Source organism: Corynebacterium tuberculostearicum (assembly GCF_016894265.1).
Taxonomy (GTDB): Bacteria; Actinomycetota; Actinomycetes; order Mycobacteriales; family Mycobacteriaceae; genus Corynebacterium; species Corynebacterium tuberculostearicum_D.
Genome location: NZ_CP069791.1, coordinates 2,390,506 through 2,402,965 on the forward strand (window position 1 = coordinate 2,390,506; position 12,460 = coordinate 2,402,965).

Sequence of the window (12,460 nt, forward strand, 5' to 3'; positions counted from 1 at the left end):
CTTCAAGGATACCGGCCGCCAATGGTGCTAGTGTGTTGCGCATGGCAAAGGTCACTTTTGAAAAGGTCAACATCACCTACCCCGGCGCGAGCGCGCCCACGGTAAAAGACTTGGACCTCGATATCGCGGACGGCGAATTCCTAGTCCTCGTTGGTCCATCGGGCTGCGGCAAGTCCACAACGCTACGCGCGCTGGCGGGCCTGGAACCTACCTCCAGCGGCCGCATCACCATCGACGGCAAGGACGTGACCAACCTGGAACCAGGCGATCGCGATATCGCCATGGTCTTCCAGAACTATGCCCTCTACCCACACCTGACGGTGGAGGAAAACATGGGCTTTGCCCTGAAGCTGGCGAAGCTTCCCAAATCCGAGATCAAAGCCAAGGTGCACGAGGCGGCGGAAACGCTCGGCCTGACCGAGTATCTCAAGCGCAAGCCCAAGGATCTGTCCGGCGGCCAGCGCCAGCGCGTGGCCATGGGCCGGGCCATTGTCCGCGAGCCGAAGGCCTTCCTCATGGACGAGCCGCTGTCCAACCTGGATGCCAAGTTGCGCGTGCAGACCCGCGCGGAGCTGGCCAGCCTCCAGCAGCGCCTGGGCACGACGACGGTGTATGTCACCCATGACCAGGTGGAGGCTATGACCATGGGCGACCGCGTGGCGGTGCTCAAGGACGGCGAGCTGCAGCAGGTAGCCCCGCCGCGCGAGCTTTACGACGCCCCCGCGAACGAATTCGTCGCCGGCTTCATCGGCTCGCCAGCCATGAATATCTTTGACTACAACGGTTCCCGCGTAGGCGTGCGCCCAGAAAAGATGTTTATCAACAAAGGCCCGGTGGGCTTCCAAGGCGTGGTGGACATTGTGGAAGAGCTGGGCGCAGAGTCTTATGTCTATGTCACCGTGGGCGAGAATAGGTTGGTCGCCCGCGCCGAAGGTACCCCACCGCAGCGCGGTGAAGAGGTGGTGCTGACCTTCAACCCACGTGAGGCGCACCGCTTCGACCCGGAAACGGGCCGTCGCATCGCCCAGGACTAGCTGAACTAACCGGAGCCGTAAGTCAAACGTGTAAACGGCGGCTGGTCTCCACACGCAGTGTGGGGACGATGCCGGTTGTAGTAATGCAGCCAGGCGTCGAGCTCACCGCGGCGTTCGGTTTCGGAAGTATACCGGTGGGCGTTGAATCACTCGCCAACCCCACCAGGACCGCGGTGGCGGTGATTGCGGTTTCGCCATCGTGAATCTCGGCGTAGACGAGGCAGAAGTAGTCGTCGATGACGGCGTGGACGTAGACCGTGCCTATCCACGGGTCGTAGGGCTTGCTCCGGGGTGGTCATGCTCGTAGCGCGGCCGACGCGAGTCAGCCGGTTGAAATGGCAGGACGAGAAGATACGGTCGGCCATGAGACTTGGAAGCGGGCAGCGACCTCGCTAATCGGCCATCCGTCGTCGACGAGGAGTTGGGCGACCTCCGAGCGGTGGCGAGGTGTGAGGATGGCGTTGGCATGCATTAATCCTCTCCTGCTTCGACAAGCGTCTTCTGCGGCATCTTGAGTTGTCCCAGGGCTGCGAGGAGTGCTCCCGTGGCCAGTGGCACTAGGCCGGCGGCGATAAACAGAGTTCTGATGTCGATGTGGCGGCTGAGGAGTCCGGTGAGAGCGATTGACAGAGGCATGAAGGCGATGGATATAAAGAAGTCGAGGCTGGCGACCCGGCCGAGCATCTCCAAGGGGACGTGTTCTTGGAGTACTGCTCCCCAGATGACCATTCCGATCCCGATCAGCGCCCCGTAGAACGCGAGGCCTGCGCCGATGGCCCACGAATTGCTGGTGAGCGCCGGGATGGACAGGGGCAGGCATCCGATCACCCAGGCACCGACCATGGCCGGCAGGAAGCGTTCCGGTGTGCGCCACGACCCAGCTAGCAGAGAACCCACCACCCCGCCCGCGCCGAGGGCAGCCAGGACGGCCCCGTAGAGAGCAGGTCCGTTGTCATGCGATGAGCGCATGAGGGCGGGTAGGAGGACTTCGAGTGGTCCAGTCACTACCAGTCCCATGACGGCCGCGAACAGGACACTGGAGCGGACCCAACGTGTGCGGGAAACGTAGCGGAAGCCGTCGAGCAGGTCGGTGATCAGTGAGTCTTCCGCACCGTCGGCCTCGGACTCGGCGCGGGTGGGGGCGGGAAGCTGCAGAGCCGCAAGCAGGGCAAGTCCGAGTGCTGCTGCGATGAGGTATCCGCCAGCGGCGGGCATGCTGGCACCGATGACCGCTCCGACGGCGGCGGGCGCAAGTGCCTGTCCGACCAACGGGCGGGCGGCGCCTTCGAGGCCGTTGACGGCCATTAAGTCGTCGCCGTCCACCAAGACTGGCACCAGCGCCGTGTAGGCGGGGAAGAAGAATGCGGTTGAAGTGCCAATGATGAACGCGGAGACCGCGAGCATCCAGAAGGTGACAATGTCGAGGATTGCTGCCGTGGACGTCGCGGTCGCGATGGTGAGGTTCAGGGTGAGCACGCTCACGATGACGGACTTATTGGGGAACCGGTCTGCGATTACGCCAGCTGGGAGGGATCCTGCAAGCAGGCCAATGCCGCTCCAGACTACGACACCCGACAGGGCGGCTGGCGTGGCGCCCAGGTCGAGGGTCTGCATGGCAAGGTAGAGGGCCCAGGCACCCTGGGCGAAGATGGTCAGCACCATCGCTGCGAACAGCTGACGGTACGTGGGGATGGTCAAGGGGTGAAGCGGGTTCATGGCATGTCCTTCAGGTCAAGGTTCAGGTGGGGCCAGTCGGCCAGGTCGTGGAGCATCTGCCGGTCATGCGTGGCAACGATCACCGCGCAGGAGGTCTGCAGCAGCTCGGTGGTGATGTCATCAACGAGGATCGAGGACAGATGATTGGTGGGCTCGTCCAGGAGCAGCAGGTCTGGATCCTGGGCCAGACACATGGCCAGGTGGAGACGGCGTTGCTGTCCTTGCGACAAGCGCCCCACCGGCGTGCCGGTTGCGGAGGCTTCGAGCAGCCCGAGCGAGCCGAGGGACGGCGCCTGAGCTCGACGGCCTAGCTTCGCCAGGTACGCCTCATAGACCTCGTGTGCAGGGCTGGAGCGGTCCCAGTCGGGGACCTCTTGGGACAGCAGAGCGATGCGCGCTCTCGGATTAACTCGCACATGTCCCGTGGTGGAGGCCAGCCGCCCTGCGAGAAGTACCAACAGGGTGGATTTTCCCGCGCCGTTCGGTCCGGTGACCACCAACCGGTCACCGCCGTTCACGTCGACCGAGACCGGAGCGTCCAACCGGTCCTTCACAGTAACCAGGGTGGCGTTCATGATGCTCTGTCCGGCACGGGTTGCCGAGGCGGGCCATGCAAGACGCAGTGGCGGCGGCGGGACGTCGATTTCATGACTTTTCAAGTCTTCGATACGTCGGTTGAAGGCTTGGACCACTCCAGGAGCGCGCGTGGCGCGTTGGTGCTTGCCTGTGCCCTTGGCAGGTCTCCATCCACCCTGGGATAGGCGGGAGCGCGCCTCGGCTGCAGCGCGTGTCAGTTCCTCGTGTCGGGCGACCTGGGCGGCGTGGTCCTGTTCCCACATGAGGCGTTCTCGTCGGCGGCCTTCAATCCAGCCTTGGTAGCCGCCCGAGTAGGTTCGCGGGACACCATCTCGGGTCGGGTCGAGATCCAGGAAGGTCGTCGCCACATCACGCAGCAGCGCGCGGTCGTGGCTGACCAGAGCCAGGCCCCCAGGGTGGTCACGCAGTCGCTCGGTTAGAAAAGCCAGTCCTGCAGCATCCAGGTGGTTGGTGGGCTCATCCAACAGGAGCAGGTCGGGGGTCGAACCAAGTGCGACGGCGAGCCGGACACGGTAGCGTTGTCCGACCGACAAGGTCGACAGGATGCGAGCGCGGTCGCTGCAGGCGTCGAGGCCTGCCAGTGCGATGTCCACCCGCCTTTCTGCGTCCCAGGCATCCAGTAGCGTGGCGGTCTCGAGCGCTGCGGAATAGGCATCGGCCGCGTCGTCACCCGCGGCGAGTGCAGCGCTCGCCGCGTCAAGGGCCTCGAGCGCAGACCTAGAGGGAGCAGTCGCTTCGGCGATGAGGTCGCCGACGGTGCGGTTGCCCTCGGCAGACATGTCCTGCTTAACCAAGACGCGGGAACCCATCTGGGTCACTACTCCCGAGTCAGGGGTCAGGATCCCGGCCAAAATGTGAAGCAAGGTGGTCTTGCCACGACCGTTGTCGCCGACGATCGCCAGACGTGAGCCGGCGGAGACGGTGACGTCCAGCCCGTTCAGGAGGTGCCTGTCCCCCAAGGTGATGTGGATTGATTCGGCGCGGATGTGTGCGGCGGGCCCTTGGGGCGTTCCATTCCACACACATGACCGCAAGGTTGATGTGTTTGGCATTGCATACTCTCAGCTCGTCATGGAGCCGGGCAGCACAAGATGGCCGCCCGGCAGGTGGCCAGGACGGCAGACGAAAGATCAGAAGGGGTCTCGCCGCCGTCAGCGGGCGGAACGTAGCTTCATGGAAGCGATGCCTGAGTACATGCGGCAGAGTTTACCCAGCGGGGCGGCTCTCAGCAAATCAATTAAAATCTCAGGTCAATACAACTAGCACCCACGAATCCCCACGGAGGCGACTTAGCCGCGAAGGCATCTAGGCCGTCGTGCAGCAGGTACACGGATCAGCCAGCCGCTTCCCCCTTACTACCCCCGTTTAGAGTTAAATAGGCCAAAATTATCCACCTTTTGGTTTCCGTATTTTAGGTTTAAAGAAACGAAAGTTTTCCGAAAGGTGATTTCCATGCAGAAATTCCTGCTTCGCACTACCGTTGCGGCCACCGCAGTTCTGGCACTGGCCGGCTGCTCTTCGTCCTCCTCCGATTCCGCTGCAGACGGTTCCGCTGAAGGCGGCGCGGATGCGCGCGGCCCCATCACCTTTGCCATGGGCAAAAATGACACGGACAAGGTAACCCCCATCATCGAAAAGTGGAACGAGCAGCACCCAGAAGAGAAGGTCACGCTCAAGGAGCTGGCCGGCGAGGCTGACGCTCAACGCGAGACCCTCGTGCAGTCCCTCCAGGCGGGCAGCGATGATTACGACGTCATGGCGCTGGACGTCGTGTGGACTGCGGAGTTCGCCGCCAACCAGTGGCTCCAGCCCCTCAATGGTGACTTTGAAACCAATACGGATGAGCTGCTGCCAGCTACCGTAGAGTCCGCCACCTATAACGACGTACTTTACGCGCTGCCGCAAAACACCAACGGCCAGCTGCTTTTCCGCAATACCGAGCTCGCGGATAAGGCTCCCGAGAAGTTCGCAGATCTTAAATCCGCATGTAAGGCGCTGGAAAAGGGCAAGAGCTGCCTGACCACCCAGTTCAAGCAGTACGAAGGCCTTGCGCTCAATACCGCCGACTTCATGGAAGGCTGGGGCGGCTCCGTCTTGGATAAGGACGGCAACGTCACCGTGGATTCTAAGGAAGCCAAGGACGGCCTTCAGGCCATGGTGGATGCGTACAAGGAGGAGACCATCTCCAAGGACTCCACCGCCGCCACCGAGGAAGAAACCAATATGGCGTTTACCGAAGGCAAGACTGCCTTTGCCATGAACTGGCCGTATATGTATTCCAATGCGGTTGATGCCGGCGTCGACGTCGAGGTCCAGGCCCCGCTGGGCAAGGACGGAGTAGGCGTTTCCACGCTGGGTGGCTATAACAACGGCATCAATATCAACTCCAAGAATAAGGGCACTGCGCTCGAGTTTATGAAGTTCATCATCAACGAGGACAACCAGAAGTCTTTTGCGGAGCAGTCCTTCCCGCCAGTCTTGGCTTCCATCTACGATGACCCGCAGCTGCAGCAGGAATTCCCGTACCTGCCAGCACTCAAGGAATCTCTGGAGAACGCGGCACCGCGCCCGGTTTCCCCGTTCTACTCGGCGATTTCCAAGGCCATCCAAGACAATGCCTATGCTGCATTGACGGATGGCAAGTCAGTGGATGATGCCACCGCCGATATGAAGGCGGCCATCGAATCGGCTTCCCAGGGCTAAACGCCCAATCCGGGTGAGGTAGGCGGACACCCCGCCGCCTCACCCTTTGTGGTTTTCACTCCCCTAAAGGGGATAGAATCTAGCCAATACTTAGCATTTCTTGAACAGAAAGGCGGTCCAGCGTGGCTATAGCTTCGCCGACTGCGTCCAAGGGGGCGCCGAAGGGGGCGTCGGCAAGCGCGCCGAAGCCCCAGCGTAAGAATTATGGGCGCGTGGCCGGGCTGATTGCTCCGGCGCTCATCGTGCTCGCCGTCATTATCGGCTACCCCATCATCCGCGCCATTGTCCTGTCCTTCCAAGGCAATAGGCAGCTCAACCCGCAGACGGGGCTTTTTGAGGAGGGCGGCTTTGCCGGGCTGGAAAATTACCTGTACTGGATTAATAACCGGTGTGTTTCCGGCACTGGTCAGATTTCTACCTGCCCGCCGGGCGTTATCGCCACGGACTTTTGGCCGGCGGTCAAGATCACGCTCTTTTTCACCATCGTTACCGTGCTACTGGAGACCATCCTGGGCATGCTGATGGCGCTCATTATGAATGGTGAGTACCGCGGCCGCGGCCTGGTGCGCGCTGCGGTGCTTATCCCCTGGGCCATTCCTACGGCCGTCACAGCCAAGCTGTGGCAGTTCATGTTCGCCCCGGAGGGCATCATCAACTCGCTGCTTGGTGCGGACATTGCTTGGACCACGGACCCGTTCTACGCTCGCCTGGCTGTCATCATCGCGGACGTATGGAAGACAGCACCATTCATGGCGCTGCTCATCCTAGCCGGCCTGCAGATGATCCCGAAGGACGTTTACGATGCCGCCCGTGTGGACGGCGCCAACCGTATTCAGACCTTCTTCCGCATCACGCTCCCGCTGGTGCGCCCGGCGCTCATGGTGGCCGTGCTCTTCCGCACCCTGGATGCGCTGCGCATGTATGACCTACCGGTCATCATGATTTCTAGCTCCTCCAATTCCCCCACCGCGACCATCTCCCAGCTGGTGGTAGAGGATATGCGCCAGGGCAACTTCAATTCCGCCTCCGCGCTCTCCACTCTTATATTCCTCCTCATCTTCGTCGTCGCCTTTATCCTCATCCGCTTCCTTGGCGCGGATGTCTCCGGCAGGAAGGCAGCTAAATAATGCGTAAATTCGGACACTACGCCGGCATCGTCTTCATCATGTTCTGGGGCTTGGCGCCCTTTTACTGGATGCTGGTAACCGCGCTGCGGGATCAGCGCTTCACCTTCGATACCACTCCGTGGCCCACCCACGTCACGCTGGATAATTTCCGCGATGCCTTGGCTACCGATAAGGGCAATGACTTCCTGGCCGCCCTCGGTAACTCGCTGCTTATCTCCCTTGTGACCACCGCAGTGGCCGTGCTCATTGGCGTCTTTACCGCCTATGCGCTCTCCCGGTATGACTTCCCGGGGAAGGGAATCGTCACCGGCATTATCCTGGCCGCCTCCATGTTCCCGGCCATCGCCTTGGTCACTCCACTCTTCCAGCTCTTTGGCAACCTGGAATGGATTGGTACCTACCGCGCGATGATCATCCCCAATATTTCCTTCGCGCTGCCGCTTACGGTCTACACGCTGCTGAGCTTTTTCCGCCAGCTTCCCTGGGAACTGGAAGAAGCAGCCCGGGTGGATGGGGCCTCGCGTTCCCAGGCCTTCCGCCTAGTGCTTCTGCCGCTTGCGGCCCCCGCGCTTTTTACCACCGCGATTATCGCCTTTATCACCACGTGGAACGAGTTCATGCTGGCCAAGCAACTCTCCACCACCGATACCGAGCCGGTGACCGTGGCCATCGCGCGCTTCTCCGGCCCCTCGGCTTTCGAGTACCCCTATGCCGCCACTATGGCCGCTGGCGCGCTGGTGACCATCCCCTTGATCATTATGGTGCTCGTCTTCCAGCACCGCATCGTCGCCGGACTGACCGCGGGCGGTGTCAAGGCCTAATGCGCCGGGCCATCCTGTGGGATACCGCCCTGGGTTTCCTCGGTTTCTTTAGCGTCCTCGCGGTTATTCAAGCTGTACTCAATCTCTTCCACGACTCCCCCGCCCTATGGCCCGGCCTTCTTGCCGGTGCCCTGTGTCTCCTTACCTATCTGACCTGGTGGGCAAAAAGAAAGGACCTTTCATGAGCTGGTACCACAATGCCGTCTTCTACCAAGCCCTCGTCGGCTCCTTTAAGGCCGATGGCGATAAGGAGGTAGGCACGCTGCGCGGGGTCATCGATAAGCTGGATTACCTCCAGTGGCTCGGCGTGGACTGCCTGTGGCTTTCTCCTTTTTATGCCAGCCCCCTGCGCGATGATGGCTACGATATCGCGGACTACTACTCTATCCACCCAAATTATGGCTCGATGGAAGACTTTGAAGAGCTCATTGCGGAGCTGCACCGCCGCGGCATGCGCATTATGACGGATCTGGCGCTCAACCACACCAGCTCCGATCACCCGTGGTTCCAGGCCTCGCGCACAGATCCCGATGGACCCTACGGAGATTTCTATGTCTGGGGCGATGACCCAGAGCGCTACCCCGAGATCCGCGTCATTTTCACCGACGTGGAGACTTCCAATTGGACCTGGGATGATAAGCGCGGCCAGTATTACTTCCACCGCTTTTACTCCCACCAGCCGGATCTGAACTATGATAACCCGGCAGTACAGGAGGAAGTATTCAAGATCTTGTCCTTCTGGATGGACAAGGGTTTGGACGGCCTGCGCCTCGATGCTATTGCTTATCTCTTTGAGCGCGACGATGCAGGCGGCGAATCCCTGCCGGAGACCATCGAGTTTGTGGAAAAGGTTCGCTCCTTTATGGACGCCCACTACCCAGACGCGGTGCTTATCGCAGAGGCTAACCAACCGCCTGCCGAAACCATGCAATTCTATGGCCAGGGCGAGCGCTTCCACATGGTCTTCAACTTCCCGGTCATGCCGCGGCTATACCAAGCTTTGGCGCTTGGCGACGCCACCCCGGTCTACTCCATCCTCGACGAACTGCCCCAGCTTCCGGAAGGCTGCCAGTGGGGAACCTTCCTGCGCAACCACGATGAGCTCACCCTAGAGATGGTGGACGATAGCGTACGCGACCTGATGTACCAGGCCTACCTGCCTGAAGAAGGCATGCGCGCTCACGTGGGCATTGCCCGCCGTCTGATGCCGCTGATGAACGGCGACCGCCGCAAAGTGGAGCTAATGTTCTCCCTCCTGATGACCCTGCCGGGCGCACCGTTTATTTACTACGGCGATGAGATTGGCATGCTCGATGACACCACGCTCCCAGACCGCTATGCGGTGCGTACCCCTATGCAGTGGGACGATTCCGAGCACGCTGGCTTCAGCACTAGCGCCCCCTCCCGCTTTCCCATTGTGGGAGGCACCTCTGTGGCCGCCCAGCTTGATGACGCCACCTCTTTGCTTAACACCGTCCGCTCCATGATTGCTGAGCGCCATGCTCATCCGGATCTCGGCACCGCTCCGTGCGAGCCGGTCGAGACGGGCGAAGAGGCCGTCCTTGGCTACCAGCGCGGCAATTTGCTGTGCCTGCACAACTTCAGCGATCGGTCCATCGATCTCGGGCCAGTAGAGCTCGGGCCGTATGGTTACGCCTGGCTGCCGGCCTAAGTCTAAGCGCGCAGCCGCAGCCCTCCCTCTCCCCAAAGCTACACCGCAACGCACAGAGAAGAAGCGCCCCGTCGGTCCTTGTGGACCGACGGGGCGCTCTACTTACGCAGTGGAGTTAGTTCCACTCAGGGGCGTCTTCGAGGCGCAGCTCGGAGTAGCGCGCTTCCGGTACGGTGGCCGAGTACGGCTTGCCCTGCGCTTCCCACTGCTGGTCAGCGTTACAGCGCACGTCCTGACCATCGGTGTCGAGCATGGTAAAGCCCCACACCAGCTTGCCCTGCGAGTTCGCAGGCAGGGTGTACGGGCCAACCACCTGGTTTAGCTTCCAGTGCTGCTCGCTGACGTAGTTGAAGCCATAGGTCTTGGTCAGCACCTTGGCTAGCTCACCGGTGCCCTCAACGGACCCGGAGACCTCGATGGTCTGCGTGCGAGCCTGGGTAACGGTGTGCTTGACCGGTACTTCCTCGGCGTTGCGGTTTGCCACGCTGGTAGCGTCGGTCTGCTTGAACCAGCGGCGCTTTGCGGTGACGTAGGTGCCGTTTTCACCTGGCGTCGAGCAATGCGTGCCTGGCTTGTAGTCGTCGTTCCAGCGCTGGGGCAGCTCAAAGTCCCCACCGAAATCAGCGGCGTGGGCAACAGGAGCGGCCACCAGGCTCAGCGCCGCGAGGGCGCTAGCGATGGACGTCTTGCTCACGTTTAGCCCCAATCGTTGTTATCGCGGGTGGAGACCTCGATGTGGCGCTCCTTCGGCAGGGTGGCGGTGAAGGTGCCGCCGTTGGCCTGCCACTTGTGGTCGGAGCCGCACACGGTCTTCTGGCCCTCAAAGTCAGAGACAACCCAGCCGGCGCGCAGGACGGCGGTCTTGCCCGGAGCGATGTTGTACGGACCTACCTGCTCGCCTACCTCGTAGGACTGGCTATCGGTGTAGCTGGAGGAGAAGGTGAAGTTGATGAGGTCCATCAGCTTGAAGTCAATGCCTGCGGACACATTCCAGGTCTTGGTCTTGGTCTCGGTGATGGAACGGGTTACCGGCAACGGCTCATCGTTGTAGTTGGACACGGTCCAGGAACCGGCGGAGCCATCGAAGTAGGTGCGCTTGATGTCAACGGTCTGGCCGGTGTCGCCCGGGTTGGAGCAACGCTCACCGATGGTGGTCGGGTTGGCCGGGCCGAGGTCGCGCTGCGGCAGGGCGTTAGCGGCCGGAGCGAAGATGAGGCCGGAAGCAACGGCAAGAGCCGCGGTGGTAGAAGCAATCTTGGACTTGAACATGGAATTTTCTCCTTGCGTAGATGAGGGTGGTGTTTAGTAGATGGTCTGGGTAGGAACCGGCAGGTCGCGGAATTCGTCCGGAGTGACGTCCTCGGTGCGGGTGTTGCCGGCCTTATCGGTGATCTTGGCCTCTGCCCAGAAGCCGCTCGGGGCGGAGGTCTGCTTGTAGTTAGAGGTGAGGTCGTAGTTTCCGCTCTTGCCGCAGTGAATCTCGCGGTAGTTGATGCGGGTCATGGTGGTGCCATACTCCACACGCACACGCTCGCCTGGCTTGAGGTCGACGTGCTTAAGCTCGGTGCCGACCGGCATGTAGGCGCGCTTTACGGCACCGACGGACTCCAGCCAGCCCTTCGGAATATCGCCGCGGTTGCCCCGCCAGTTGGTGTACGGGGCGTGCTCGGCGCCAACGACGAAGTCGGTTACCGGTGCGAACTCGTAGTCGCCCTTGGACCAATTGAGGAAGTCCGTGGAGTAACCAGCCTTCCGGTAGGTCGGCTTTACCGCGGTGATGTCCAGCGGGTACCAGGAGGTATCGCCGGCTTCACACTTATCGCCTTCCTTAGGCCAGGAGGGATCGCGCTGCAGATCTGCAGAAGGCTGCATGATTTCATCCTTCTTCGGATCGGCAATCTTCTCTAGGCTCGGGCCAGATACGGAGGTGTAGTTGCCCTCGATCGGCTTGGAGTTTGCACCCGGGGAACGGGATGGAATTTCCATGGCCAAATCGGATACGGAGCCGTCCGCCTTGATGATGTAGGCGAAGGCGTAGCGCTCGGCCGGGCCCTTACCGCGGATGACGTTAGAGCCTGGGATGTTTTCCAAGCGGTCATCGTTGCAGCCTACGAACATGGAGATGAAGTCCTTTTCAATGACGCCGTATTCGACGCGGAAGGACTCACCCGGCTTCAGCTTCACAGGGCCGAAGGTTTCTTTATCGCGCCAGCCGTTGGTCATCTTCAGACCGATATCGGACTTAGCGGTGGTGTCCCAACCGGAAGGCAGCTTGGCCTTGGAATTGGCTTCAATCTCGTGATTGGTACCAGTTTCTACCTCGGCGGTGTAGGGCACTTCTTGGTTGGTGGTGTTTTTAAACTGCAGGGTGCCGTCGCTCATGTAGCGGCGGCCGGTTTCTGCAAAGCGCCATTCACGCTCTGCGTTATCGCCGGAAGCACTGCAGCTCTTGTAGAGGTTGGAAATGGGATATGCCTGCGGCATCGGGGGAACATCTCCCGCGTGTGCCACTGGCGTGAAGAGAGCCGCTACGGCGAGCGGTGCGAGCAAACGCAGTCCCTTTTTAATCACCAGAAGACCGTCCTTAATAGATCGTTAAAAATCAGGGGAAACATTCATGAAGACTCAGGCAATCATAAGGGCTTAAAGGACGCACATCAATAGTTGAATGAAATTCTTCCTACTACTTTTACCTGCCTTGAGGTGCAATAATGGGCGCTTACCTGCCCGGCACCGTTAAATGTTTACAGGAGACACCACCCCCAGATTAGGGCCCTTCAACCTAATGCC

The 12,460-nt window shown here is 60.8% G+C and carries 11 protein-coding genes and 2 pseudogenes; 6 read left to right on the forward strand and 7 right to left on the reverse strand.

What is annotated here, in order from left to right:
• Positions 1 to 41 precede the first annotated feature (41 nt).
• Positions 42 to 1,034 (forward strand): ABC transporter ATP-binding protein, encoded by a 993-nt coding sequence (locus I6J28_RS11415; protein ID WP_204610025.1) that lies wholly within the window; start codon positions 42 to 44, stop codon positions 1,032 to 1,034.
• 5 nt (positions 1,035 to 1,039) lie between these two features.
• Here the strand turns inward: I6J28_RS11415 and I6J28_RS12035 are convergent.
• From I6J28_RS12035 to I6J28_RS11430, 4 genes and pseudogenes are all read right to left on the reverse strand, one after another.
• Positions 1,040 to 1,326: pseudogene (locus tag I6J28_RS12035) on the reverse strand (integrase core domain-containing protein); the annotation flags it as partial.
• Positions 1,327 to 1,386: 60 nt separating this feature from the next.
• Positions 1,387 to 1,506 (reverse strand): annotated as a pseudogene (locus tag I6J28_RS12040) (IS481 family transposase); the annotation flags it as partial.
• A complete protein-coding gene (locus tag I6J28_RS11425; protein WP_204610026.1) occupies positions 1,506 to 2,750 on the reverse strand; it encodes an MFS transporter in 1,245 nt (414 codons plus the stop codon). The pseudogene I6J28_RS12040 and the gene I6J28_RS11425, both read right to left, overlap by 1 nt.
• The gene (locus I6J28_RS11430; RefSeq protein WP_204610027.1) at positions 2,747 to 4,399 is read right to left on the reverse strand and encodes an ABC-F family ATP-binding cassette domain-containing protein; all 1,653 of its coding nucleotides are present in this window, start codon (positions 4,397 to 4,399) and stop codon (positions 2,747 to 2,749) included. Before I6J28_RS11430 ends, I6J28_RS11425 begins: the two co-directional genes overlap by 4 nt.
• Positions 4,400 to 4,799: 400 nt before the next feature.
• Here I6J28_RS11430 and I6J28_RS11435 point away from each other — a divergent pair, with 400 nt between their 5' ends.
• The 5 genes from I6J28_RS11435 (at position 4,800) to I6J28_RS11450 (ending at position 9,670) form a co-directional block, all read left to right on the forward strand.
• A complete protein-coding gene (locus I6J28_RS11435; RefSeq protein WP_204610029.1) occupies positions 4,800 to 6,050 on the forward strand; it encodes an ABC transporter substrate-binding protein in 1,251 nt (416 codons plus the stop codon).
• Positions 6,051 to 6,172: 122 nt separating this feature from the next.
• A complete protein-coding gene (locus I6J28_RS11440; RefSeq protein ID WP_370658779.1) occupies positions 6,173 to 7,177 on the forward strand; it encodes a carbohydrate ABC transporter permease in 1,005 nt (334 codons plus the stop codon).
• Complete coding sequence (locus I6J28_RS11445; protein WP_204610031.1) at positions 7,177 to 7,998, forward strand: carbohydrate ABC transporter permease; 822 nt, start codon at positions 7,177 to 7,179, stop codon at positions 7,996 to 7,998. The genes I6J28_RS11440 and I6J28_RS11445 overlap by 1 nt, the downstream gene beginning before the upstream one ends.
• Entirely contained in the window at positions 7,998 to 8,183 is a 186-nt protein-coding gene (locus I6J28_RS11830) for a hypothetical protein (RefSeq protein ID WP_239454609.1), read from the forward strand. Before I6J28_RS11445 ends, I6J28_RS11830 begins: the two co-directional genes overlap by 1 nt.
• Entirely contained in the window at positions 8,180 to 9,670 is a 1,491-nt protein-coding gene (locus tag I6J28_RS11450) for an alpha-amylase family protein (protein WP_204610033.1), read from the forward strand. Before I6J28_RS11830 ends, I6J28_RS11450 begins: the two co-directional genes overlap by 4 nt.
• A 115-nt stretch (positions 9,671 to 9,785) precedes the next feature.
• Here the strand turns inward: I6J28_RS11450 and I6J28_RS11455 are convergent, their stop codons facing one another.
• From I6J28_RS11455 to I6J28_RS11465, 3 genes are read right to left on the reverse strand one after another with little or no spacing between them, the layout of a single operon-like run.
• Positions 9,786 to 10,364 (reverse strand): hypothetical protein, encoded by a 579-nt coding sequence (locus I6J28_RS11455; protein WP_204610035.1) that lies wholly within the window; start codon positions 10,362 to 10,364, stop codon positions 9,786 to 9,788.
• Positions 10,365 to 10,366: 2 nt separating this feature from the next.
• Positions 10,367 to 10,939, reverse strand: a complete 573-nt coding sequence (locus I6J28_RS11460) for a hypothetical protein (RefSeq protein WP_198492602.1) — start codon at positions 10,937 to 10,939, stop codon at positions 10,367 to 10,369.
• A gap of 33 nt (positions 10,940 to 10,972) precedes the next feature.
• The gene (locus I6J28_RS11465) at positions 10,973 to 12,241 is read right to left on the reverse strand and encodes a hypothetical protein (protein WP_204610037.1); all 1,269 of its coding nucleotides are present in this window, start codon (positions 12,239 to 12,241) and stop codon (positions 10,973 to 10,975) included.
• Between the last annotated feature and the right edge of the window lie 219 nt (positions 12,242 to 12,460).

What these genes read in the sequence shown, in the direction of transcription:
- I6J28_RS11415 (WP_204610025.1), top strand. Translation starts at nt 42, where the DNA reads ATGGCAAAGGTCACTTTTGAAAAGGTCAACATCACCTACCCCGGCGCG.
- I6J28_RS11425 (WP_204610026.1), bottom strand. Translation starts at nt 2,750, where the DNA reads ATGAACCCGCTTCACCCCTTGACCATCCCCACGTACCGTCAGCTGTTC.
- I6J28_RS11430 (WP_204610027.1), bottom strand. Translation starts at nt 4,399, where the DNA reads ATGCCAAACACATCAACCTTGCGGTCATGTGTGTGGAATGGAACGCCC.
- I6J28_RS11435 (WP_204610029.1), top strand. Translation starts at nt 4,800, where the DNA reads ATGCAGAAATTCCTGCTTCGCACTACCGTTGCGGCCACCGCAGTTCTG.
- I6J28_RS11445 (WP_204610031.1), top strand. Translation starts at nt 7,177, where the DNA reads ATGCGTAAATTCGGACACTACGCCGGCATCGTCTTCATCATGTTCTGG.
- I6J28_RS11830 (WP_239454609.1), top strand. Translation starts at nt 7,998, where the DNA reads ATGCGCCGGGCCATCCTGTGGGATACCGCCCTGGGTTTCCTCGGTTTC.
- I6J28_RS11450 (WP_204610033.1), top strand. Translation starts at nt 8,180, where the DNA reads ATGAGCTGGTACCACAATGCCGTCTTCTACCAAGCCCTCGTCGGCTCC.
- I6J28_RS11460 (WP_198492602.1), bottom strand. Translation starts at nt 10,939, where the DNA reads ATGTTCAAGTCCAAGATTGCTTCTACCACCGCGGCTCTTGCCGTTGCT.